Source organism: Marinomonas rhizomae, assembly GCF_003315485.1.
GTDB lineage: Bacteria > Pseudomonadota > Gammaproteobacteria > Pseudomonadales > Marinomonadaceae > Marinomonas > Marinomonas rhizomae.
This window is the reverse complement of the sequence record NZ_QNSE01000008.1, coordinates 211,776-236,601: the sequence shown is the minus strand read 5'-3', so window position 1 is coordinate 236,601 and position 24,826 is coordinate 211,776. Positions and strand designations below refer to the sequence as shown.

The 24,826-nt window shown below is 44.3% G+C and carries 17 protein-coding genes; 3 read left to right on the top strand and 14 right to left on the bottom strand.

What is annotated here, in order from left to right:
• Positions 1-7 precede the first annotated feature (7 nt).
• Complete coding sequence (locus DFP80_RS12140) at positions 8-1,192, top strand: murein transglycosylase domain-containing protein (RefSeq protein WP_113917059.1); 1,185 nt, start codon at positions 8-10, stop codon at positions 1,190-1,192.
• A 303-nt stretch (positions 1,193-1,495) separates the two neighbouring features.
• Here the strand turns inward: DFP80_RS12140 and DFP80_RS12135 are convergent, their stop codons facing one another.
• The 11 genes from DFP80_RS12135 to DFP80_RS12085 form a co-directional block, all read right to left on the bottom strand.
• The gene (locus DFP80_RS12135) at positions 1,496-2,272 is read right to left on the bottom strand and encodes a cobalt-precorrin 5A hydrolase (RefSeq protein ID WP_113917058.1); all 777 of its coding nucleotides are present in this window, start codon (positions 2,270-2,272) and stop codon (positions 1,496-1,498) included.
• A complete protein-coding gene (gene cobI, locus DFP80_RS12130; protein ID WP_113917057.1) occupies positions 2,269-3,009 on the bottom strand; it encodes a precorrin-2 C(20)-methyltransferase in 741 nt (246 codons plus the stop codon). The genes DFP80_RS12135 and cobI overlap by 4 nt, the downstream gene beginning before the upstream one ends.
• A 32-nt stretch (positions 3,010-3,041) precedes the next feature.
• On the bottom strand, positions 3,042-4,367 hold the full coding sequence (gene cbiE, locus DFP80_RS12125; protein ID WP_241560222.1) for a precorrin-6y C5,15-methyltransferase (decarboxylating) subunit CbiE: 1,326 nt from the start codon (positions 4,365-4,367) through the stop codon (positions 3,042-3,044).
• A gap of 168 nt (positions 4,368-4,535) precedes the next feature.
• Entirely contained in the window at positions 4,536-5,201 is a 666-nt protein-coding gene (locus tag DFP80_RS12120; RefSeq protein ID WP_113917055.1) for a precorrin-8X methylmutase, read from the bottom strand.
• On the bottom strand, positions 5,198-5,986 hold the full coding sequence (locus DFP80_RS12115) for a precorrin-6A/cobalt-precorrin-6A reductase (protein ID WP_113917054.1): 789 nt from the start codon (positions 5,984-5,986) through the stop codon (positions 5,198-5,200). Before DFP80_RS12115 ends, DFP80_RS12120 begins: the two co-directional genes overlap by 4 nt.
• Positions 5,983-7,137 carry a cobalt-precorrin-5B (C(1))-methyltransferase gene (locus tag DFP80_RS12110; RefSeq protein ID WP_113917053.1) on the bottom strand — a complete coding sequence of 385 codons (1,155 nt, stop codon included), beginning with the start codon at positions 7,135-7,137 and terminating at the stop codon, positions 5,983-5,985. Before DFP80_RS12110 ends, DFP80_RS12115 begins: the two co-directional genes overlap by 4 nt.
• Positions 7,138-7,143: 6 nt before the next feature.
• Positions 7,144-8,478 carry a cobyrinic acid a,c-diamide synthase CobB gene (locus DFP80_RS12105; protein WP_113917052.1) on the bottom strand — a complete coding sequence of 445 codons (1,335 nt, stop codon included), beginning with the start codon at positions 8,476-8,478 and terminating at the stop codon, positions 7,144-7,146.
• The gene (locus DFP80_RS12100; RefSeq protein WP_113917051.1) at positions 8,475-10,259 is read right to left on the bottom strand and encodes an ATP-binding protein; all 1,785 of its coding nucleotides are present in this window, start codon (positions 10,257-10,259) and stop codon (positions 8,475-8,477) included. The genes DFP80_RS12105 and DFP80_RS12100 overlap by 4 nt, the downstream gene beginning before the upstream one ends.
• A gap of 190 nt (positions 10,260-10,449) precedes the next feature.
• Complete coding sequence (locus DFP80_RS12095) at positions 10,450-13,164, bottom strand: PAS domain-containing hybrid sensor histidine kinase/response regulator (protein WP_113917050.1); 2,715 nt, start codon at positions 13,162-13,164, stop codon at positions 10,450-10,452.
• 50 nt (positions 13,165-13,214) lie between these two features.
• Positions 13,215-14,999, bottom strand: coding sequence for a two-component system response regulator (locus DFP80_RS12090; RefSeq protein WP_113917049.1), 1,785 nt, complete (start codon positions 14,997-14,999; stop codon positions 13,215-13,217).
• Positions 15,000-15,348: 349 nt separating this feature from the next.
• Positions 15,349-15,951: a DUF6198 family protein gene (locus DFP80_RS12085; RefSeq protein WP_113917048.1), complete on the bottom strand. Its 603-nt coding sequence runs from the start codon at positions 15,949-15,951 to the stop codon at positions 15,349-15,351.
• A gap of 251 nt (positions 15,952-16,202) precedes the next feature.
• Between DFP80_RS12085 and DFP80_RS12080 the strand changes: the two genes are divergently transcribed.
• The gene (locus DFP80_RS12080; protein ID WP_113917047.1) at positions 16,203-17,090 is read left to right on the top strand and encodes a LysR substrate-binding domain-containing protein; all 888 of its coding nucleotides are present in this window, start codon (positions 16,203-16,205) and stop codon (positions 17,088-17,090) included.
• A 238-nt stretch (positions 17,091-17,328) separates the two neighbouring features.
• Here the strand turns inward: DFP80_RS12080 and DFP80_RS12075 are convergent, their stop codons facing one another.
• The 3 genes from DFP80_RS12075 to DFP80_RS12065 form a co-directional block, all read right to left on the bottom strand.
• On the bottom strand, positions 17,329-19,125 hold the full coding sequence (locus tag DFP80_RS12075; protein ID WP_113917046.1) for an ATP-binding protein: 1,797 nt from the start codon (positions 19,123-19,125) through the stop codon (positions 17,329-17,331).
• A 170-nt stretch (positions 19,126-19,295) separates the two neighbouring features.
• Positions 19,296-20,897, bottom strand: a complete 1,602-nt coding sequence (locus DFP80_RS12070; protein WP_113917045.1) for an isocitrate lyase — start codon at positions 20,895-20,897, stop codon at positions 19,296-19,298.
• Positions 20,898-20,957: 60 nt separating this feature from the next.
• Positions 20,958-23,156, bottom strand: coding sequence for a malate synthase G (locus DFP80_RS12065; protein ID WP_113917044.1), 2,199 nt, complete (start codon positions 23,154-23,156; stop codon positions 20,958-20,960).
• Between the two features lie 143 nt (positions 23,157-23,299).
• On the opposite strand from DFP80_RS12065, the gene DFP80_RS12060 reads away from it, so the two are divergent.
• Positions 23,300-24,826 (top strand): DUF3612 domain-containing protein, encoded by a 1,527-nt coding sequence (locus DFP80_RS12060; RefSeq protein ID WP_113917043.1) that lies wholly within the window; start codon positions 23,300-23,302, stop codon positions 24,824-24,826.

Here is a 24,826-nt window from a genome sequence, read left to right as displayed (position 1 = left end):
CCACTTAATGTTGCATAATATCGTTCGCCAATCCGCCTTTGTATCCATTGGCCTTGTATTATTAACATTAGGTGGCTGTGAATCCATTCCGCTCTCTTTCAACTCCGCTGATTCTGTAAAACAATTATCAAAACAGATAAAAGAAGCCGACGATATTGACGATGTGAAGGCCATTGGCAAACAAGCGAAAATCACTAGAGACGCCATTAGAGCAGACATAAAAGCGATTAAAGCCTTGTATGCCGAGCTTGATCAAAAAGTAAATAAAAGATGGGGGAAAAGTAATAGCGAACTGCCCGAAAAGAAAAAGTACGTCAAATACACCAATGACTATCAAGCAAGGACCATTGTCGATTTTGAAAAAGGCACGGTTCGTGTCGAAACACTAACATCAAGCTCTCCTCTCGACACCCTAAAACAAGCAGTATCAACAACACTCCTCACTACTGCCGACCCAACCAAAACCGATATTTTTTCCAGCGACGCGCCAGACACGGAAGGAGTGCCTTTCTTATACCCACAAGTCATGGACCACGATGGTGTCTTGGTGAAATACCGCTGGCGAGCAGAACGTTATGCTGATTATCTCGTCACCAACAAACTAAAAAAATCCAGCTCGAACGGCAAAAGCATTTACGCAGTGGAGTTCAACCTTGTGGCACAACACGAACACCTACGCCAAGAAAAATACAGCGACTATGTGATAGCCGCCGCGAAGCGCTACAACTTATCGCCAGCGCTTATCTACGGCATTATTGAAACCGAAAGCTCTTTTAACCCCTACGCCGTCAGCCCAGCCAACGCCTATGGATTGATGCAAGTGGTACCTGCGACAGCAGGACGAGATGTTTATAACCTAGTAAAGAAAAAATCAGGTGAACCGACCAAAGCCGTACTTTTCTCACCAGAAAATAACATCGATATTGGCAGCGCCTATTTATACATATTACAAACTCGCTACCTGAAAAACGTGGCTAACAAAACCAGTCAAGAGTATTCCATGATTTCCGCTTACAACGGCGGCACTGGCAATGTGTTAAAAGCATTTGATGCTGATCGAACACGCGCGATGAAAAAAATAAACCAAACATCTACCAGCAATGTGTACAAGAAACTCAGATACGATCACCCTAGAGCAGAGTCTCGCATGTATCTTGAAAAAGTAACTAAAGCTAAAAAGAACTATGAGTAAATAGTAATCGTCAAGTACTTAGGTAATCGAAGCAAAACGACATTACGCCTCAACACTATCGCCTAACTCGTCGAATGTGATTTTTCTTGTGCTGATACTGTTGGTTTGGTATGAAAATTTGAATTGAGATTAAAAATAAAATTATAACCAATAAAATTGGAGCATAAATACCTACAATGCACCTCTAAATTTGACCTATTACAGGTAATAAAAGACTAAAAATAATGTAAATAGAACCAAGCCAGACAACTTGTTCAAAGAAATCTGCGTGACGAAAATTAAATTAAAAGCAAGAAAGCATAACTACTTACTAACAAACCCCCTCGCCAAAGCGCATGTAGCTTTGGCGTTTTTGATTTTATTCAAGATAAGCTCTGGTTCTGTGCCGGTTTTAATTTGAGCAGCTAACAGCGCGGCAGATTCAGCGACGCCATAAACGCCGACGGTATTGAAGATGTAGTCTGATTTAGTACTAAGAAGCGACTCCATCGGTGTCAGCTCTTGTGCGCTGTAGGTGTTGAAGTCCCAATGGTATTTGTCAGCGAGAGCGATGAGGTTAGTTTCGTCGGCTTTGATGTCGATGCTGTTTAAGGAATGAATATCGCTTGGCGTTAAGCCTTTTTGACTAAGCGCATCAAGCATCAGGTTTTCGATAAATTCAAGCGGGCAGTTGCGTTCGCAGCCCATTCCCAGAGTATAAATAGGATTCAGGTAAGGCTTCGCAGTTGTCATTACCAACTGCGCGCCAAGGGATGTTGCCACTTTGGCGCCCCACTCGTTCGCACCACCTTCATGTCCAGATAAAAGCGGAATGACAAACTTGCCTTCTTCGTCCAATACCAAGACTGGCGGGTCTTGATACTTGTCTTGTAGCACTGGCGCAAGGGTTCGCATCACAATGCCTGTGGCACAAATAAATACCAGCCAATCACCATTTTGAAAGGCCGTCTGTACGAACTCAGCGAAAGGCTTTGGCTTGTAGTCGACAACCGCATCTGGCCAGTTATTCTGGGTCCCGTTAGACAATAGTTTTCTCGCCAACCGTTCACCTACTGGCGTTAATGCGATAAAACGTATCACCGAGTGCCTCGCTCACTTTTGGTCACCACGAACAAAGAAAAATACGGCCCAGCTTTATCTTCCAAAGTCGATACATCGCGCACAATACGTTCGTTATCACGGCCAATGTACTCAAGATATTTCGCATCTTGCATACGATTGGTTTTGCGCAGCGCCATCAAGATGCGAGGACGCGCACGCCCTGCTTTCATGATAACCACACTGTCGTGTTGTTCTAGCGCAGTATCAATTTGCAGTGCGGTATGACGACCACTCACCACCGCAAAGGATTCTTTTAACACGGTTAACGGATGATTCAAGGCGGACGATGCGGCATTGATTGACGACACGCCTGGCACCACTTGGCATTGAAAATTGCCTTCTAGTCGCTCTAATAAATACGCGAAAGAACCAAAAAACAATGGATCACCTTCACACAAGAAAACCACGTCTTTACCTTGCAATAATTCATTGGCAATGGCTTTTGCGCCATTGTCGTAAGCTTCATTTGCCAACGAGCGATCCGTCGACATCGGCATCACAATGGCAATTTCGTTTTGCACATGGGTGACGCCCGCAAAGGCTTCGCTGGCAATGTTTTTTGCTTGAGAACCCCCTTCGTCATTGGCAAGGTAACTCACCACACTGGCTCGCTGAATTAAACGCAAGGCTTTCAAGGTGATCAATTCCGGATCACCGGGTCCGACGCCTACACCAATGAATCGGCCTGTTTTTTGTGATGCTTCCAAGGAACTCATTGTGCATTTTCCTTATGATTTGTATTGATAGTCTATATTGTGGCTGTATATTTTCTAAAATGATAAAGCGTCACGGGCAGACTGGGACGAAATAACCGCTGCCCCGCTAATCGTTCGCCTTTGGCAATGGATACTTGCAAACTCTGCTCATCGGCGTCTTGTGCATGGTCACGCTGTTGGGCGAATTGCATGACCTGATATTTTGTCTCTTCGGTAACAGCACTGACCATCAAGCTGCCCCCCTCTGGCAATAGCTCCCAAACCTGAGTCATCAAGGCATTCAATTCACCATCACTGCCACCAATGAAGACTTTGTTCGGCTTGCCATATTGTGTGTTTTTGCCAGCAAAAAAATTGTCAGTAAGTAAATCCACCAGCGCATCTGGCGCTCGCCCTGCGACAATTGATAAGTTCTGCATCACACCAAACCTATCTTGGTTAGCCGCCAAACAGGCCAAGCGATCGGGATGATGTTCAATGGCAACAATTTGACTACGAGGATGCCAATAGGCCATTTCCACGCTCACGCCACCGCAGCCCGCGCCAATGTCCCACACTGTGTCGCCTTGCTCAATATTCATGTAAGACAAAATCGCCAAACGCATTTCCCGCTTGGTAATCATGCCTTTACCGTCGCCTTTATCGGTCACAAAAGACGTATCAGGAATGCCAACGGAACTTGGATAAAGTGAAGCTTGTTGGCTGGTTTTCAGCACAATCACATTGAGCGGATCACATTCGAGTTCAGCGTCTATCAAAGAATGGGCGAAAAAAGTGCGGACTTGTTCTTGTTCATAACCCAAGGCTTCACATACAGTTATCTCGCTTTGATCCAGCCCAGCCTTTATACACTCTTCGGCAATATGTTTCGGCTGACTGTATTGATCGGTCAGTAATACCAAGGTTTTATTTGATTGCAAATGGCGACGTAAAGACGCCAAAGGTCGACCATGCAAGCTCACCACCTGCACGTCTTGCAAGGATAACCCAAGACGATGACAAGCTACTTGAATACTGGAAACATTCGGATAGAAATGTAGGTTTTCGAGCGAAAAAGTACGCATTAACCAAGCGCCAATGCCGTAATACAATGGATCGCCAGAGGCCAACATCACCACCTGTTTTGCCCCCTGAGATTGCCATTGTACAAACGATTCTTTTAGCTCTTTTAGCTTAGGTAAATCCTCACGCCTCGCTTGATGGACATAGTGCGCAATAGTTTCATGCTGACGCGGTGCGCCCAACACAATATCGTTCGGCGACAAACGCCCCAAAACCGCTTGCGCCGCCTCATCCAGATGCGCCACTTGATTAACGCCCAAACCGATAACATGGATTGGCATTTGTGTGTGTTTCATAAACCTACTTCCATTCAATGCCATTACATTAAGCTAGGTGGATTAACGAGAGTAAAAAACGGATAACAAGAACCTTGGTATTTGATTCACGCTGACGCGTTGAGCTTGCGAAACAGGCGCAAGTATTTTTTATTTTTAAGAACTGAATACCAAGGCTCATGGCATGCACTAATAATACTCGCCTAAATTGCAGCGCAACAATGCATTACAACTGGCTGATGTCACGGCGCTGCCGCCCATTCGTCCGAGCAAGGTAATGCATTCGATACCGAGCGTTTCGTGAGCCTGCCAAAGCGCGTCTTTTGACTCTGCAGCGCCGACAAAGCCCACCGGCATACCGATGATTAAGGCGGGTTTTGGCGCGCCTTGCTCTATCATTTCTAATAATCGAAACAAGGCGGTTGGCGCATTGCCGATTAAAACCACACTGCCAGCAAGATCCTGTTGCCATAAACTCAGTGCCGCCATAGAGCGAGTTTCACCTTTGCTTTTCGCCAATTCTGCCGTACGAGCATCGTTCAAAAAGCACAATGGTTCCCGCGTTATCATGCGTTTGGTCACGCCTTGCTTGACCATTTCCACGTCGCACAAAATCGCGCCATTGTTGGCTAATGCCTCGCGTCCTGCCTGAGTGGCATTGACACTAAAGCGTACTTGTTCAGCCACGTCAGGCAAACCAAGGCTATGTACTACGCGCATGACGACTTGCTGCTGGTCTTGGCTCAAGCCAGACAAATCCGTTAGCTCGCGGATTTGTCGAAAGCTGTCGCTCTCAATGGCTTGAGGATTATTTTCGTATTTTCTTTCGTATTGAGAGTCGTCTAAAGAAGTCACTGTTGGTTGTCTTTTTGTTGATGTTTAATGTGAATAGAAGCCTTGCCCCAAGCGGCTAAACAAGCTTTCAAGCAGTCTTCCGTATCACTAAATTCGCGCTCGGCTTCTGGCAAAATTGGCCGAGCATGCAATAAAACGGGAATAGATAATTCTCTGGCGGCTTCAAGCTTTGAATAGGTAGCCGAACCGCCGCTGTTCTTACTAACGATAACATCAATGCCGTGATCCACTAACAATTGGCGCTCGTCCTCTAAGGCAAAAGGGCCTATTGCTTTTATCCAATCTATCTTATCTGGCAGATCAAACTTAGGCTCAACCGCCGTTCGCCACACAATGCGTTCGATACTCGGCAATTGCAGAACACGTTTGAGCAAGTCTTCGCTCATTTGCCCAGCGCTTAATAAAGGTACTCGATAGCCATCAAGCTGCGCCAGCAAATCGGTTTCATCTTGGTAAAACTTCCAGTGATCGGCCTCTTCTTGTTTCCAAGCGGGGCGATGAAAACGCCAGCATGGAATGCCAACTGCTTTAGCCGCCGTCACGGCCTTGCTGCTCATGGTTTGCGCATAAGGATGGGTCACATCCAAAATCGCGCCGATATTATTGTCTTTTAAGTACTGAGTTAACCCACCAAATTGGGTAAATCCACCCACCACCAGCTGGCAATCGACTTTGGGCACGCGTACCAACCCCGCCAAGCTGTAGATGACGCTTACATTCTCTTTATGTAAAGAGTCGGCTAAACGGCGAGCGTCAGCGGTGCCGCCCAATAATAAAATCTTCATAGCTCGCCTCGCTTTGTTAAATCAGTATCCAAAGCTTTACCAACAAATTGGCCTTTGCGATCAATCGCCCAGACTTCTAACTCGATATGAGCGGGAATATACTGTCGTGCAAAGTCTGAGGCTTGCTGACAGATAGCATCGGCCAGTGCTAATCCTGCGGACATAGCAAAAGACAAGGCTTCCACACTCGTGTTGGCGCTTGTCATGCGCTCTTGTAACTCAGCCTCCGCGCCTAAACTAGCCGCTAATTGTGCCAAGGCAGCAAGGTCTATGCTGGACGCGCGACTGTTTAAATCCATGTGATGCTGAGCTAATTTGCTAATTTTTCCGAAGCCACCGCAAATACTGAGCTTCTGTAATTGTATCGAACTGTTTATCTGAGAAGAGCTGGCTTGCTCAACTTTTTTAATGTGTTTTAACACAGCACCAACAAAGTCGCCCATTTCGATCAACGCCATATCATCAAGCTGATAATGGCTTTTTATGGCGTCTTCACTGGCATTGCCTGTGGTAGCGGCAATATGGGTGATCGAGTTAGCTCGTGCTACATCGATGCCCTGATGAATAGACGCAATGTAGGCGGCACAAGAAAACGGACGCACTATCCCGGTAGTGCCAAGAATTGATAAGCCTCCCAAAATTCCCAAACGTGGATTCATGGTCTTTTGAGCAATTTGCTCGCCATTGATCACGCCAACTGACACATCGAAACCACCATGATATTGATAGGTTTGCGCAAAACCTTCCAAATGCTCCGTCATCATTTTACGCGGCACTGGATTAATCGCCGGTTCGCCCACATCAAGCAGCAAACCCGTTCGTGTCACAGTGCCCACGCCTTGCGCCGCATGAAAGCGCACGCCCTGCTCTGGCGATAATCTCAGCTCGACAAATAAGGTTGCCCCGTGGGTCGCGTCTGGGTCGTCTCCAGCATCTTTAATCGTCGCTGTTTTGATGCCGTCGTCTATTGCTTGATACTCGATAATCGGCAGGTCGACCACTTTGCCTTTAGGTAAGGTGACGCTGACGCTTGAATCTTGTTGTTGGGCAAAAAGTGCCTGAGCCGCCGCCACACAGCAAGCTGTCGCGCAGGTTCCAGTGGTTAAACCAGTACGCAGTGGCGCGGGCGATTCAGCACTTTCAGGCCACATAACCCGCTAGCCCTGCTGACCCGCTAAAAAGATCTTAGCAGTGACGTCTAAATTCGAAGGGAAAAACAAATGCAAATAACTGGCGGTTAAGCCTTTCTGCTGATAAATCGCTTCGCCCGGTGCAGGGTGTCGCTGACGACGACCATAACCAACCGGTTCAGGTGTATTGGCACTGCGCGATCTGTGATGAGCATGACCGCGGATTTCACCTTGTGGAATCACCGCAGTTTGCATGCCTTGGCAGCCGCGTTTGCCGCGCATTGCGCCTTGGCCTTCTAGAATCCCCAACATCGGATAACACTGATTATCCAAATCGGTTAGATCATCCAAGCTATAAAGCATGCCGCCGCACTCGGCTAAAATACCTTTTCCCGACTGGAAAAAAGCCTTGATGGCTTGGCGCATTGGGAGGTTTTCAGAGAGCGCTTTGGTGTGTAATTCAGGATAACCACCCGGCAACCAAAGGGCATCAGCATCAGGTAAAACCTGATCGTGCAAGGGCGAGAAAAATACCACCTTCGCGCCCAAGCTTGTCAAAGCAATCAGGTTCGCATCGTAGATAAAACTGAACGCGCCGTCTCTAGCAACCGCAATGGTTTTGCCCAGCAATTTTTGCTCGATGGCTTGATTGTCATCAGCTTGATTAGTTGAGTAAAAAGGTACGGCGTTAGGTAATTCCAGCAAGCCTGTATCTTGAGTTTCTTTTAACCATTCCACGGCCGCTTCAAAACGCACTTCTAGTTCGTCTTTTACTTCGTCTGCTTGTACCAAGCCCAAGTGCCGTTCTGGCAAAGTAATTTCTTCATCACGCTTTAAGGTTGCGAGCAAAGGCAAGCTTTTAGGTAGCGCATCGCGAATTAATTCCGCATGGCGCTCGCTGCCACAACGATTCGCAATAAGTCCTGCGACTTGCACATCATCACGGAAATGCGCCAAGCCTGTCGCAACTGCAGCAGCGGTTTGCGCCATACCTTTAACGTCCATAACTATCGCCATGGGAATACCAAAACGAGCCGCAAGATCAGCACTGGATGGCTCGCCGTCAAACATACCCATAGCACCTTCCACTAAGATCAAATCCGCTACTTGGGCAGCTTGGTAAAGCATGTCTTGGCAATACTCTTCGCCCGCCATCCAAATATCCAGTTGCTCGACGGGCTGCTTAGACGCTTGCGCTAAGATCTGCGGATCAAGGTAATCAGGACCTGTTTTAAACACACGAACTACTTTACCTTGATTGGTAAAATAACGCGCCAACGCCGCAGTAATGGTGGTTTTCCCCTGATTCGACGCTGGAGCGGTCAAAAATAATGCGGGACAATGGACAACAGAAGAGGTCATAAAACAGTCTCTAGGAGCGAATTTAATAAAACGTATTGTGCGCCCAAATGCTGGGCAATATCCTGACCGCGGCCTCGTTTAACTGGCGCATTTTCAGTATCAATCAATACCGTGTTACCCGGTAAAACAAGACCTGATACGTCCGCTTGGGTGCGGCCATCAGTCAAGATGTAAGTTTGGCTATGCAAGTCTGTTGTTGCCTTATGCTGCTGTGTCAAATACTGGCTGGCGTTCTCCATCGCGGCACGAAACGGCGTGCCGCCGCCAGCACCTAAATTTTCCAATAAATCAGAAATTTCTTTGGGTGCTCGGATTTTCGGTAAAATCGATGACACGCTATCTTGCCCAAAGCCTAAAATAGTTATCTGCTCTCGAGATAAATAAGCTCGATTGGCAATGTCTAAAATTACGCCCTTAGCTTGAGCAAAAACACCTTGGCTCAAGGTTGACGCTGAGGTATCTAACAACACCAAGTGCAATACTGGCTGACCTGTTTTATTTGGCTTATGGGTAAGATTTTTCGGTGGCCATTCTTGCGGCTGGCTTACAATACTACGAAACCAATCAATGCCATTGGCTGCTTGAATGTCAACAGATTGCGCAGCATCAGGTCGATAACCACTCTGCTGCTTGCCTTTACGCTTTCCCGGCGTTACCTCCCCAGTAAGGGATTGAAATGAGCGACGCTCACTCTGCGCACCATGAACAGCAACATTGATGGGCGAGCTGCTCGCAAGGGTTTGAGGCGCCATACTGCCCCATTCACCCGAACCATTTTGCTCATTTTTCTGACTGTCTTGAGAAAGATCATCTTGTGGCTGATTGCTATTATTCAGTGAAGGCGAGCGAGAATCATCAGGTCGACGAGACGGTGGCGGGCTTGGAGGCGGTGACGGGTTCTGAGTTTTAGCCTGACGTCTATGTGCCAACACCAAATCTTCCACCGCTTGAATATCATCCAAAGCAACGACTTTTGCGCCACGCCACGCGGCGTGGGTCATAGCCGCTCGAATCCACACAATATCACCACGTACGCCATCAATGTTCGCTAACTGGCAACGTGTTGCGACTTCTAAACGCAGTTCATCAGAACAACGTACCTGAGCCAAAACTTGTCTTGCCAAACGAATGCTATTTTTTAGATTTCGTTGCTTGTATTTAAAGGCATCACAAAATGATTGAGAGTCTTGATCATATTCATCTCGCAGACGCACAATCTGTACGCGCTCTTCAAGGCTGTATTGATTAACCAATTCAACCATTAATCCAAAACGATCTTTTAACTGCGGACGCAACTCGCCTTCATCGGGGTTCATGGTGCCAACCAATAAAAAACGCGCAGCGTGTTCATGGCTGATGCCATCACGCTCGACACGGTTTACACCGCTGGCGGACACATCTAAAAGTTGATCAACCAAATGGTCGGCAAGCAAGTTCACTTCATCGACATACAAGACGCCGCCATGGGCTTTGCTCAATAAGCCGGGGTTAAAAACAACATTTTTGTCCTGTAGAACCTGTTTTAAATCCAATGCGCCAAGCAAACGATCTTCACTGGTACCAAGTGGCAAGGTGGCAAAAGGAGCAAGCTCTTCACCCTGTAACGCAGGCATGACGCCAGACAAACCGCGCGCCAAAGTAGACTTTGCGGAGCCACGCGGGCCACTGACCAAAACACCGCCAATTTGTGGGTTAATCGCACATAAAGTCAACGCCAGTTTCAGTGGCTCTTGTCCTGCTACTGCGGTAAAAGGAAAGTCACTAGAGGCTAAGCGAGTCATTGGGCTACCTGTTGCAGTTTCGTTAAGGTAAAAAGAAAATCATCAGCCGTCTATTGTAGGCGTTTTTCCTATGATTTGTCTTGTTTGACCTTATCTATGCGCCCTATTTATGTCAAACCTAAAGCCTTCAACATGCCTTGAGCAAAGCGCATACAACAACAAAGATAACACAGCGTGAGTTATGACTTTCTTAAACAGATTCTTGTTGGCCAGAATATTGTGCAATCAAGGTTTCTACCAAACCTAAATCAAATTGACTGATCGCTGCCTGGAGAGTTTTTTGCTGATTCGTAGACAATGATTTACGCAATAGATTAAATACTTCTTCGGTCGTTTGAACATCACCGCTTTGTGCTGCCAACAATAATGGCCGCCAATCTTCTGGCGCTATATCGCACAATAAATCTACTGAGTCGACGTTTTGAACATCTTCTTCTACCTGCTCATCCGTATCTTTTTGCGCTTCTGTCGATTCAATAATAGGCACAAATTTCACATCAAGATGTGCTACTAAGGCTTTATAGATATCTTCGATCCGATAAGGCTTAGCAATAACTTGCCAAAAGCCATCATCTAGGAGTGACTGCTGTTCATGGATCAATGTCGATGCAGTAACCGCTACAACAGGAATTCGTTGTTCTGTATCTTCTTGTTGAATGAATTTTAATAAGTCGATCCCCGTTTTATTCGGCATTCGAATGTCGGTCATAACTAAGTCTGGCGGATTATTTTTAAAGGCCTTGATAGCTTGTTCACCATCTTCAGCTTCAATAATCTGACACCCCGCTTTTTCCAATAAAGACACTAAAATGTCTCGCGACCATTCATCATCTTCTGCTACTAGCACTCTAATAGGGTTATTAAGTCTCATGTTAAGCAGTGTGTCTTGCTCATCACAGTCAATCGTCTCACTGTTGTTTACTTTAGATAATGGTAAATCGACAACTATTTGCGTACCTAGACCTTCACTGCTGTTGACTGTTAAGGTGCCGCCCATCAATTTGACCAAGGTCGTCGATAGAGACAAACCTAGTCCAGTACCACCAGATGCTTCGCCCGCTTTTCCTTGTACAAAAGGCGTGAAAAGGTGATCCATAAGTTCGGTTTCTATTCCCGGACCGGTATCCTCGATACTGACATGAATACGATCTTCTACAATTTGCACAACGGCTTTTACATAACCTTGGACGGTGAATTTCACGGCATTACCTAAAAGGTTGGTAATGATTTGCTGGAATTTAACAGGGTCTATTAAGACTATCTGCCGCTCATCAATATCACACTCAACAATAAGGTCTAAGCCCTTTTCCTGAGCTTGACCTTGGAAAAGCTTACTTATTTGCTTAACTTCTCGACAAAGATTGGTTTTTTGTTCATGTAAGACGAGTCGTCCAGATTCTATTCTGGCAATGTCTAAAATATCATTAATCAACCCTAATAAACGATGGCCAGCACTCGCAATAGATAAAAATCGTGTTTTAGAAAGGCCTGTTAGCTGATTGTCTTCACTGATCAGTTGAGCATAGCCAATTATGGCATTTAATGGCGTACGAATTTCATGACTCATATTGGCTAAAAAATGGCTTTTCGCTTGATTGGCTTGTTCTGCTTCTTCTTTTGCTTGCTCCAATTGCATGGAAACATTTTTTTGCTCGGTGATATCACTCATGATGTCACCAACAGAAATCGCCTTGCCATTCTCATCGAGCATTAAAAAATAGGTTTCATAGGTGGTAAAAATACGACCATCTAAACTCTTAACCTCCAACTCCCCTTCCCAAACACCATGCTCCCTAACATATGGAATCACCGTTTCTTTGAGGAATTTTTGACTCGCTTCAGGGTAGAACTCCATATAATTGAATTTACTCAGAGATTCATCACTGGCGCTTTCGTCTACGCCAAGCATCGACCGTATTTTCTTATTAAAATAGGAAATATCACCATCAAGGCTAGCCATTGCAAAACCTTGCGCTGAATTATCAGCAAAACGTTTAAACAGCTTAAGTTGATTAAAAAGTTGGTGTCGCTCGGTAATATCACGAGCAATCCCGAGGGTGCCACGGAAATTTATGGAAGGCTCAATTACCGGAACCCGATAAACTTCAAATAAACGTGACTCACTGCCATCTTTTGGGCAACCCCAACCTTGTTCATGAGAGGTTATTCCTGTCTGTAAAGGAATATCACCGGCATTTTGATAATAAGCACCTTTGCCATCTAAATTTAAATCTAAATCGTTTTTGCCTTTTATGGACTGGGCAGTTAACTGATTGAAATCCAAGAAAGCCTGATTGCAATCAAGATAATTGCCCTGCTCATCTTTAGACCAAACAAGGTCAGGAATATTATTGAGTAACGAGGAGAGGGTGAGTTCGCGTCTCCTCGATTCTTCACGAGCAGCAATTAAAGCGTTTTCAGTCTCAACTAAATGACCGATATCTTCGAAGATTCCCGCAACACTCAAAACACGCTGGTGAGCATCCCTACGAGTAACGTTACCACGCATCTCTACCCAAAAACATTCCTTTAGATGATTGGTAAGCTTCACACGTACCGACTTGGATACTAGGTGAGGGCCCTGTTTAAGCAATACTGTCCGCCATGTATTAAAAGCGATTTGATCTTCTGGTGATAAAAACGCCAGCCAATCATTAAGGCTCTTAGGTGTTTTTTGTTCTTCGAAGCCAAGTTGCATAAAGAATTCCGAAGAAGCATATAAACGCCCCGTTTCAGGAAACCATTCCCAAACCCCAGCGCCGGTTGCCAAAATAGCTCTTGAATAACGACGTTGCAATAACTTAAAGCGAAAAAGAAAAGCAAGTTGTAAAGCAAGCAATAGGAAGGCCGTGAAGGCAAATAAACCTGCAAAAATCTTGAGTAGAATGGGTAATTCAATATCCATATTTATTCCCTTAAAACACTAAATAATACGAGCACAGGCCAGTTGTCGTACTAAAGCTTTTCCGGCTTATGGAAAAAATACCCCTGTCCCCACTCAACACCTAAAAGCTTCAGTTTATCTACAATATTTTGATTTTCGACAAACTCAGCCACAACGGGTTTGTTAAGCATTTTGGCTAACTTAACAATCGAATCGACCATGCCGTAGTGAATGTCATTTATATGCATATCTTTAATAAACATGCCATCGATTTTAATTAAATCAAACGGCAAGTCCATCAGATAGGCAAAGGATGAAAATCCTGTTCCAAAGTCATCTAACGCAATCGTACAACCATGCTCATGAAGTAAAGACATAAACCGGCGGGTATCAGCAAAGTTATTGAGTGCTTCTGTTTCGGTGATTTCAAAACAAAATTTACTGCCATCTAATTGATAATACTCTAACTGCTCCACAATGAATTCAGCAAAATTTGACTGTCGCACCGACAACGCAGACACATTTAAAGCAACTTGATCTATTTCATTCCATAAATCAGCACGTTCTGACAACTGTTGCATAGTATTACTAATCACCCAACGATCTATTTTAGAAACAATACCAAAACGCTCTGCCGCTCGAATAAAATCATTAGGGTAAATTAAACCGCCATTTTCTTCATCTTTCAGTCTAACTAGAATTTCGATTTTCTTTTTGGGTTCATCATTTACTAATGAGCAAACTTGCTGGTAATGCACTTCAAATAAATCTTTATCAAGACCATCAATAATGCGCAGCCCCCAATTTAAATTGCCTCTGTGCTCATCATAGGCAAGATCTTTGGCGTTTTTGATAACTCGAGAATGAATGCCTGACCTTTTACTTGAGTAACAGATTTCATCGGCCAACATGACAACTTGTTCAAAAGACACCATATCAAGCGTGATAGGAATAGCCACTTGTGTCACCGTCATCCGAAACTGACGCTCATCCCACACAAATGCAAAATCCTTGAAACCTTGCTGTAGTAGACGAAAAAAAGACTCTGCAGCTTCATCGCCACCTTGACTGATGACAATAGCAAATTTATCTCCACTTAAGCGCGCACAAAAATCACGTTGCGGATCAGCAAGCTCGCTCATCATGGCCGCTAATTGATGTAACAATTCATCGCCTGCAATACAGCCACACGAATCATTGATCAGACGAAATTCGTTCACATCAATCAAAATAAAATACGGCACGTGTCCGGAAGTTTTGCCTTGAATGTCAGAAATAAGATGAGAAATGTGTTCGTCTAATGCATCGCGATTATAAAGTTGAGTAACAAAGTCATGCTGGGCAAGATACCTTAGTCGATCTTGCATATAACGTCTTTCGTTAACTTCTTTGCGAAGGTTTCGGTTGACTAAATTCAAGTCAGCTGTGCGCTCACGAACCTTTTCTTCTAATGAAGAAGTAAGCTCTCTTAATTCATTCACTAGTTGAAATTTTTCCAACTGATGCTGGACTCGTGAACGAACCTCTTCAATCCGGATAGGCTTGCTTATGTAATCATTACCACCCGCGTCAAAGCCTCGACTGATATCATCGGCTAAGGCGGTAACAAATATAATAGGCACATCCTTATGATGCGGGTGAGAGCGAATTCGGCGACAGGTTTCAAATCCGTCAATCCCTCCCATCATAACGTCTAATAAAATTAAGCATGGCTGAGTTCTTTCTAATAGCTCCAAAGCTCGCTCACCGGAATTTGCCACAGAGATTTGGCAATCCAATGCATCCATTACTTCCTTTAAAACGCGTAAATTCTCTGGAACATCATCGACAATTAACACCGTTGGAGACTGCTTCATACTTAGCTATGCCTTTTCTATGGTTCACCATCACTTAAATAGAATAATGAAAACGCCACGATTGAACAATTCTTAAGTGATACAACTAAATATTACCCTTATTTCTTATACAATATCCATCTAAGTTAGCGGTAAAAAACGAGCACGCAAACTAAACAATAGTCCTAATAGAAAAGCAGAACGCATATAAAAACAATGCGCCCAAACTTGGCCTAATGAAAACGTCAAAAGATTAGAAATATACCGGCTGAATACGTAACGCGCACCAATTCGGATCACTCAGCCCCCCCAATAAGGTTTCTGCATGAACACGACTAAAACAAAAGTTCAAATCCAGTTTATTTGAAACTTAAACTTTAGCGTCCACCATCACTATCTGTGCCCATTCAGGTGGACGGTGATAACGCCCCACAACAGAACTTAATAACAAGAAGGCAAGTAACGAATACCCCAAATGGCTCCAATCTAGAAATACCACTGCGGCCATCAACACCAAAATATCTGCGACTAATGTTGTTTTACTCGCATGGAGGCCAAAGCGGCGTTCTAAGAATACAGATAAGATATTTAATCCGCCCAGAGAAGCATTGTGACGGAACAAGATAATTAACCCAAAGCCGACCAATAACCCGCCTAAAGCGCCAGATAACAGCGGATGAATAGATAGCACAACGTATTGTTTCATCAGCTCAGAGAGTAAAGACAGCAGACTCACACTCGCAAAAGTACGCAAAGTAAAATCTCGGCCCAATGTATACCAAGCTAAAATATAAAAAGGAATATTGAGCAAGAAAAACAACTGCCCAAACGATAAATCTGTAACCCTCAACAAAATCATCCCTGCTCCTGCTGTACCACTAATTAACAAGCCAGAAGAGTTTAAAATGTGCAAGCCTAAGGCAACAAGCAGACAGCCCTCAACGATAGAGAGCCAACGATGTGTGGTTTTCATAAAATATCCTTAACAAGATCCGCATCAACTTTTGGTTAATAACAAAGGCTTGTAAAAATCACTTCTTGTGGAAGTCGATAACACAAACCGAATACAGTACTGAGTTTATCAGTGTGAACCGAAGCATATTTCATACCAGAACTTCAGAATACATAATATCTTAAACTGATTTATGTGTCTCTTTAGTCATTTATCATGCAAGAAGCGAATAGCACTACTCTTCAAAACAGAAACAAGGCTACAATAGCCAAATGAGAATCACACTTAGACAATTACAAATATTTGAAGCGGTTGTACACACAGGCTCAGTCACTGCTGCAGCAGAGATGGTCTCTATCAGCCAACCTGCCGCGAGCCAAGCACTAAGAGAGCTGGAAGCCCTTTTGGGTCGCCCTCTTTTTCGTCGTCATGGCAAACGCTTACAAATAACCCCCCAAGCTAGACATTTACTTCCTCAAGCCCGCGCCGTGCTTAGTCAGATAGAGCAAATTGAAAGCATGGGAAGCGAAGACGAACTGAGTGGCTCGCTGCATCTAGCCGCAAGCGTAAGCGTGGGGAATTATCTACTGCCTAAACAAATGTCCTCATTTAAGCGTCAGCATCCTAATATTCGATTTAATTTGGATATTGGTAATACACAGAGTGTGATTCAACAATTACTAACAGGTAAAGCCGAAGTCGGTTTTATAGAAGGCTACTGCCAGCACGCCGAGCTAATGACTCAAGTATGGCTGAAAGATGAACTGGTAGTATTTGGTTCTATTGAGGAAGAGCGCCCTGAAAATTTATCGTGGGAAGATCTAAAAGAAGCTAACTGGGTAATGCGCGAATCAGGGTCCGGCACTCGCAATATATTAGAACAAGCCACCGCAGCTCAAATCCCACAGCTCAATGTCGCCCTTTCCCTTGCTCATATGGAAGCGGTAAAACAAGCTGTCATTCATCAAATGGGGCTGGGGTGTTTGTCTAGGATGGCGATCTCTCAGGAGCTTAACTCTGGACTGATTAGACTTTATCAGACGCCTCTAGAACTCAATCGAAACCTATTGATCGTCACGCCAAAAAATACAGCGTTAACACAAAACGCCCAGCGTTTTATCGATTTATGCTGTGCCGTGCCAATCCTATCAAACCTTTAGGCTCAGGATTAAGAATTAAGAACATTAAGGAAGGTACGAATAAGTCTACTAAGCCTCAGTCTTTCAGAGAAGTCGTCAAATAAGGCGCGACTCTGAAGGAATGTAAATCCCTTTCAAAGAGTCGCAACGACATATGGCGCTTTCTATTAAAAACCCGAAGGGAATAATCTAAAAGTCTGTATTCTTTGTTGAGCAGCTTGAAAATAGAGCATTATTCACATTCGGTACTTAAACCAATCTAGAGACCCTCTCCATTCCGGACTTTATTTATCATATTTTCTAAATCTTCAAACAAGAAAGGTTTACTAATAAAAGCGTTCATACCTGAATCAAGACATTTTCGTTTAACACCATCCTCCACATGAGCGGTTAGCGCGACAATGGGAGTTTGGTTTAACCCTTTGCTCTTCTCAATTTGCCTAATAGCAACGGAGGCTGAAAAGCCATCCAATTCAGGCATATTACAGTCCATAAAAATAACATCGTAGTGTTCAGAGCCAATAAATTTTTCCAACGCCACAAGACCCGTTTCGGCCAAGTCCACAGAACACCCCAATTTAAAGAAAAATTGCTCACTGATCATCTGATTTACTTTGTTATCCTCAACCAAAAGTATGTGTAAATCGGACTCAACATTCGGTTTTATTACTAGCTTTTCTGGTGATTTTAGAGCTGCCTTCTGGACGATCAAAGCAAACGGAATTACGATTGTAAAAGTACTTCCTACGCCAACCTCACTCTCAACTGAAATGACCCCACCCATAAGCTCGACTAAACGCTGAGTAATACTCAACCCCAAGCCGGTTCCTCGAATATTAGGATTAAAGTGGCTAACCTGATAAAACTGTTCAAAAATGTGCTGCTGTTCTTCAGGTGCAATCCCAATACCCGAATCTCTAATGACAAAAGACAGCATCACCGTATTTTCTACATCACTGTTTTTTGCAAAAACTGAAATAGATATCTCCCCCTCATTAGTAAATTTAAATGCATTTCCTACAAGGTTATAAAGGATTTGATGGAGTCGGTAAGGGTCTCCTTGCACGAACTCGGGAATATCATCGACAGTGCAAGTTAGATTTATTGGCTTTTTATCAAACTGAGGAGCGATCAACAACATCACTTCGTTGACGATATTGCGCGAACTGAATGGAATATTCTCTAATTCGAGCTGTTCCGCATTAATTTTAGAGTAATCAAGAATATTATTAATAATGTGCATTAAAGTGCGACCAGCATTATTAATAACGGTTACTTGTTGTCTCTGCTTCTCATTAAGGTCTCCCATAGCCAGCAATTGAGCCATGCCAAGCACACCATTCATTGGCGTTCGTATCTCATGAGTCATCGCGGATAAAAAATCGGCTTTTGCTTGCCCTGCTAATTCCGCAGCTATTTTGGCTTTTTCCAGCTCTTCGGCCTGTTCTGATAGTGTTAAATTATCATTAAGAGCTTGCCAATAAGCCCGATGCTGTTGTTTTCCCGTCACAAAGATAAACAAGCCATAAGCAAGAATTAAACCGACAACAACCCAGTTCTCAGGCTCATTAAGAAACACCCCCGCGGCCAAAGCAAAAGGCCAACAAACCAAGAACCAGTAACTGCGCATTGTGCTATAAGAAGGCGCCAATACTGTAATTCCACCAATACTAATACCTGCCGCCGCCATAACATTAATGGTCACCGCCAAGTCGATAGTTGGATTTATGTAAAAGAGCCAAGCAGAACCACTCACCCATACAATAGCGGATGAATTATAAATAAAAGCATAACGAGAAAAATAGAATGGATAGTCAATCTCGTGAGAGGAAAAAACTTTGAAAAACAAAACCAAACGATAGATTTGAAGTGAAATAAAAAAAACAGAAAAAACACTAATGATATCTAAATGCTCACGGGCCGTTGCTGAACTAAAAATAGCCGCCAAAAATGCAAACAGATAGAAGATCCCACCATATCGAGAACGTTTGGCTAAATCTTTTAAGCGAATGTCGTCAACTTGCTTATCGCCCAGCGCATAACGTGAATTATTCAATAAGATCCTCAAATTCAATGATTATTGAAGGTTTTGGATACAACCGTTTTTTATAGCCTGACTAAAACATAATAGTCCATTTAAGTATTATTGAAAACTACGCAAAAAAGGCCAGCAGGGGGAAACTGCTGGCCTTTTTTATCAATATAAACGGCTTGTTATTTAACGAATCAAACCGCGAATTGATTCATAGTATTGTCTTTACCAGACGCTTTTAGTGCCTGCTCACCAGAAAAATACTCTTTGTGATCATCACCAATGTTTGAACCAGACATATCTTGATGTTTCACACAGGCTAAGCCTTGGCGAATTTCTTTACGCTGCACTTCTCTCACGTAGCCCAACATACCTAGTTCACCAAAGTAGTCTTTAGCCAAATTATCCGTAGACAAGGCTGCGGTATGGTAAGTCGGCAGCGTAATTAAGTGATGGAAAATACCCGCTTGCGCTGCGGCGTCTTTTTGGAAACTACGGATACGCTCATCGGCTTCGTCTGCCAAAACACTACCATCGTAATCTTGTGACATCAGTTTTTCGCGTTGATATTGGCTCACATCTTTACCTTCCTCCAACCAAGCATCAAACACTTGCTGACGGAAATTTAACGTCCAGTTGAAAGAAGGACTGTTGTTATAAACCAACTTAGCATTTGGCATCACATCGCGAATACGATTCACAATGGCAGCGATTTGACCAATGTGTGGTTTTTCCGTTTCGATCCACAATAGATCCGCACCATTTTGCAAAGAGGTGATGCAATCCAATACCACACGATCTTCACCTGTATTCGGCTTAAAGCGCACCAAACCATTGGCTAAACGAGTTGGCTTGATTAAACGCTCACCGAGTTTAATCGCCATATCGCCAGACTTCATTTGCTCCAGTGACGTCACTTCTTCGCCATCAATAAAGGCATTGTACTGTTCTGCCAAATCGCCCGCTGTTTGTGATACAGGGATTTTTTGAGTTAAACCCGCACCCAAAGAATCCGTACGAGCCACAATCACACCATCATCTACCCCCAACTCTAAAAAGGCATAACGTACAGCGTTAATTTTCGCTAAGAAGTCTTCATGCGGTACGGTTACCTTGCCATCTTGGTGACCACATTGTTTTACATCAGACACTTGGTTTTCAATCTGGATACAGCAAGCGCCCGCTTCAATCATTTTTTTCGCTAACAAATACGTCGCTTCTTCATTGCCAAAGCCCGCATCAATATCCGCAATAATCGGTACAACATGTGTTTCGAAGTCATCAATTTTTTGCTGTGCTGCTTGCTCACGAACTTGATCGCCCGCTTCTCTCGCCTCGTCCATTTCTTTAAACAAATGCTGCAACTCACGAGCATCCGCTTGTTTCAAAAAAGTGTATAACTCTTCTATCAAGGCTGGCACAGACGTTTTTTCATGCATAGATTGATCTGGCAAAGGACCAAACTCAGAGCGCATCGCCGCTACCATCCAACCTGACAAGTACAGGTAACGACTGCGCGTAGTACCAAAATGCTTCTTAATAGAAATCATTTTCTGTTGGCCGATAAATCCATGCCAGCAGCCCAAAGACTGAGTGTAGTTCGCTGGGTCCTTGTCGTAGCTAGCCATGTCTTCACGCATAATTTGAGCTGTGTATTTGGCGATATCTAACCCCGTATTAAAACGGTTTTGCAATTGCATTCTAACCACAGACTCTGGATTCATCGCCGCCCAAGCTGGACCTTGTGAATCAATTGTTTGGCTAGCTTGTTGCGTTTTGTTTTTGTAAGTATGCATAGTCTTTCTCGCTCTTTAGGTTGTTTAAATGGGATAAATACTGCTTTATTAATTCATTTATTAACGTGTTTCTTTCACCTGCACGCGGTAAGCATGCAGCAAGGGTTCGGTATAACCGTTAGGTTGAATAACACCATTGAAAATTAAATCCTGTGCTGCTTTAAAAGCGACACTCTTGGCATTTTTTTCCATCGGACGATACCCTTCTGTGGCTCTATTTTGCTCATCAACCACCCGCGCCATACGCTGCATCACTTCGTCAATCTGTTCTTTGCTGCACAGTCCATGAAGTAACCAGTTAGCCAAATGCTGGCTGGAAATTCGCAAGGTGGCACGATCTTCCATCAAGCCCACGTTGTTAATATCAGGTACTTTCGAGCAGCCAATGCCAGCTTCAATCCAGCGCACTACATAACCCAATAGCCCTTGAACATTGTTTTCAATTTCTCGTTCAATCACTTGCTGCGACAAAGTCAGGTTGCCCGGAATCGTCGGAATGGTAAGTAGATCCGTAAGGCTCGCTTGCGGACGGTGTTTAATACGGTCTTGTACTTCAAACACATTCACTTGGTGATAATGCAAAGCATGTAATGTCGCTGCCGTTGGCGATGGCACCCAAGCTGTATTTGCGCCCGCTTTTGGATGCGCAATTTTGGCTGTCATCATGTCCGCCATTTCATCTGGCATCGCCCACATTCCTTTGCCAATTTGCGCTTTGCCAGGCAAACCACACTGTAAGCCTATGTCTACATTGCGGTTTTCATAGGCTTGAATCCAAGGCTGAGTTTTGATCTGATCCTTTGGTAAAAACGCGCCAGCTTGCATGCTGGTGTGAATCTCATCGCCAGTTCGATCTAGAAAGCCGGTATTAATGAAAAACACTCGTGATTTCGCCTGACGAATGCACTCTTTCAGATTTAAGGTAGTACGACGCTCTTCGTCCATAATGCCGATCTTGATGGTGTTTTCTGGCAAGCCAAGCATTTGCTCAACTCGACTGAACAACTCACAGCTAAACGCCACTTCTTCTGGCCCATGCATCTTGGGTTTGACGATATAAACACTGCCCGTGCGGCTATTCTGTACTCGGTTACTGCACGGACTTTCTGCACGTTGCAAGTCCAGCGCACCTATCAGAGTAGTCACTACCGCATCCATGATGCCTTCCGGTACGAAGTTACCCAGCTCGTCTTGCATCAAATCACATTCCATTAAGTGACCTACATTGCGTACCAGTAAAAGAGAGCGACCATGTAAACGATATTCTTCATTGTCTAAACCCGTAAAAATACGGTCTGGGTTCATACGGCGCGTTTGCATTTGCCCATTTTTACGAAAGCTGGCTTCTAACGAACCTTGCATCAACCCTAACCAATTTCGGTACACTTCAATTTTGTCTTCTGCATCCACCGCTGCCACAGAATCTTCGCAGTCCATAATGGTGCTTAATGCGGACTCAATTAGAATGTCATTGATATTGGCCTGGTCTTTCGTACCGTTTTTGCCGTTACGATCAAACTGGATCTCTACATGTAAGCCATTGTTTTTCAGTAAAATAGCTTCTGGCTCGCTACGCTGACCATTCACTGCCACCAGCTGACAAGGCTGTTGCAAACCGGTTTGGCTGCCATCTTGAAAAAAGGCTAATAAATGACGGTAATAAACCATATAGCTGATCACGTCTTGATGAGAGCCCGATTCCAAGGGAAACACTTCGTCTAAAAAGTCTTTGGCTTTGGCAATCACCGCTTCACCGCGAGCTGGGTTGTAGCCTTTATTGTCCAAAGCAGCGGTTTCTAGTCCTGCCGCTTTTGCAATGACATCGGTCCCGTAAAAAGCGTCATATAAACTCCCCCAACGGGCATTAGCCGCATTCAGAGCAAAGCGTGCGTTTTTTACTGGCACCACAAGCTGAGGGCCAGCAAGGCTTGCGATTTCATCATCGACATTCGTCGTAGTGATGGTGAAATCGTCCTCCTCTTTGACCAAATAACCAATCTCTCGTAAGAAGGCTTCATAAGCCTTGATGTCCATATCTTGGTCTTTATGGTCAAGGTGCCATTGATCAATCTGCTGTTGCATAAGATCACGGGTGGCCAGTAACTGACGATTTACCGGCGACAAATCAGCAACCAGTTGCTCGAGATCGCGCCAGAATTTTGTGGGTTCGATAGCGTGAAGTGGTAGCACTTCTTCATTGATGAAGTTGCAAAACCCTGGATGAATCACACTGTTATTTTTAGCTTGGGGCATATTCATCTCGCTTTCCTTTTTTCTCTTATCTATCTGATTCTTAGGGTTAGCAATTCGTTTAATCTCTCTAACGATTGCTTGATTTATAGTCTATGTCGGAATAAGCTAAAATTTCACAATAAGAATTACACAGTGTAAATTTTACAAAAATGAAAAATAAAAATAGCCTAAATCGCAAAGCTCATTTTCTGGGCACCAAGATCCGCAACCTGCGTAAACGCAACCGTTTGACGATGGAAGACCTATCAGCGAGATGCATTAAAATGGACGCAGAATCTGCGCCATCTGTGTCTTATCTATCCATGATAGAGAGAGGAAAACGCATCCCTAGCGAAGACGTTTTGGAAGTCATCGCCAGTGTTTTTCAAAAAGAAGTCGAATGGTTTTTGGACGATATTCCGGAAGAAGAAGCCATTACACCAACCAAGGGATCTGGTGGTGGCATCGATGGCATGGCGTTAGAGCCTAATTTTTTATTCTCAAAAGAAATACTGCAAATCGCCATTCCTGAGATGCTTTCCCAAACCGGCACCAGTGGCCGACAATTTGCGCATCTATTGATTCGTGCTCACCAAGAACATCATCAAAATCACTTCCCAGATTTAGAACGTGCAGCCGAGGAAGTGGGCCTAAAGCGCTTACCATTAAGTCTTGATGAGATTATCGCCATAACCCAAAAAATGGGTTTGCAAATCAAATGGTTTAGAAAAACTCCGTTAGCGGTTTTACAAGAAATGGGGATTGGAGAAAGCCATGTGGTGACGTCTTTCTTTGATCCACCAAATACGATTTACATCAATCAAATCATGAAAGCACAGCCGCAACGCTTGAAATACAACCTCGCGGTGCATATTGGTCACACGGTGCTACATGATAAAGATGGCATGAAAAACATTTTGGTCACAGGACGAAATGAAATATCCCCATTGCAGGCGAAGTCATCCAAAATACAGTCATCTGGTATGGATGCTCAGGATATTTTGTACGCTTGGCGGGACTTCGAATGCAGCTTCTTTGCAGGAGCATTACTTTGCCCAAAAGTACCCTTTCGACAAATGCTGGATCGCAACGGCTACGAAATTAATACAGCGCAACTGGCGGGTGTATCTGAATCAGTCACCATGCGACGCATGACAGCGGCTTCGCCTTACCCCCATTGGCATTATTTTGATGCTTATGCTCCAGGAAAACTCAAGGCAGTTTATCGAGGTAATGGCATTCCGCTACCTTGGGGCAATATGAGTATGGTGGAAGACCCCTGTCAGCACTGGTCAGTATTTCGCAAAATCAGTGAACAAAGCACCGGCACTTCAGCACAAATATCGATACTCAATGTCGGTGACGAGCCGCGGATTTACGCTTGTGAATCGATCAAAGTGCAAGACCTTGCTGGCAACAATCACGTACTTTGCTCCGGCATTGATCTAAACCCAGCCATCGACGCCCAAGGCAGAGACGCAATCTCCATCGCGGCGGATTTACGCGAAGCATGTGTCTCCAAAGGCGGCTCTTCACAGATCCCAAGGAGCATAAAAAAAGACCTAATGAGCGTGGCTAAAATTCTAAACATCAATTGGGTCGAACGAGGCATAGACAACGATGCTCGGCTCATTTGCTCTCGCGGTGCCGTCTGTCCGAGGAAACCGAGTTGCTATCAACAGTGTGAAGCAAGGTAG

Coding starts and splice junctions, on each gene's coding strand:
- DFP80_RS12100 (WP_113917051.1), bottom strand. CDS start 10,259: ATGACTCGCTTAGCCTCTAGTGACTTTCCTTTTACCGCAGTAGCAGGA.
- DFP80_RS12070 (WP_113917045.1), bottom strand. CDS start 20,897: ATGCATACTTACAAAAACAAAACGCAACAAGCTAGCCAAACAATTGAT.
- DFP80_RS12105 (WP_113917052.1), bottom strand. CDS start 8,478: ATGACCTCTTCTGTTGTCCATTGTCCCGCATTATTTTTGACCGCTCCA.
- DFP80_RS12110 (WP_113917053.1), bottom strand. CDS start 7,137: ATGTGGCCTGAAAGTGCTGAATCGCCCGCGCCACTGCGTACTGGTTTA.
- cobI (WP_113917057.1), bottom strand. CDS start 3,009: ATGAGTTCCTTGGAAGCATCACAAAAAACAGGCCGATTCATTGGTGTA.
- DFP80_RS12080 (WP_113917047.1), top strand. CDS start 16,203: ATGAGAATCACACTTAGACAATTACAAATATTTGAAGCGGTTGTACAC.
- DFP80_RS12140 (WP_113917059.1), top strand. CDS start 8: ATGTTGCATAATATCGTTCGCCAATCCGCCTTTGTATCCATTGGCCTT.
- cbiE (WP_241560222.1), bottom strand. CDS start 4,367: ATGAAACACACACAAATGCCAATCCATGTTATCGGTTTGGGCGTTAAT.
- DFP80_RS12060 (WP_113917043.1), top strand. CDS start 23,300: ATGAAAAATAAAAATAGCCTAAATCGCAAAGCTCATTTTCTGGGCACC.
- DFP80_RS12095 (WP_113917050.1), bottom strand. CDS start 13,164: ATGGATATTGAATTACCCATTCTACTCAAGATTTTTGCAGGTTTATTT.
- DFP80_RS12085 (WP_113917048.1), bottom strand. CDS start 15,951: ATGAAAACCACACATCGTTGGCTCTCTATCGTTGAGGGCTGTCTGCTT.
- DFP80_RS12115 (WP_113917054.1), bottom strand. CDS start 5,986: ATGAAGATTTTATTATTGGGCGGCACCGCTGACGCTCGCCGTTTAGCC.
- DFP80_RS12065 (WP_113917044.1), bottom strand. CDS start 23,156: ATGAATATGCCCCAAGCTAAAAATAACAGTGTGATTCATCCAGGGTTT.
- DFP80_RS12090 (WP_113917049.1), bottom strand. CDS start 14,999: ATGAAGCAGTCTCCAACGGTGTTAATTGTCGATGATGTTCCAGAGAAT.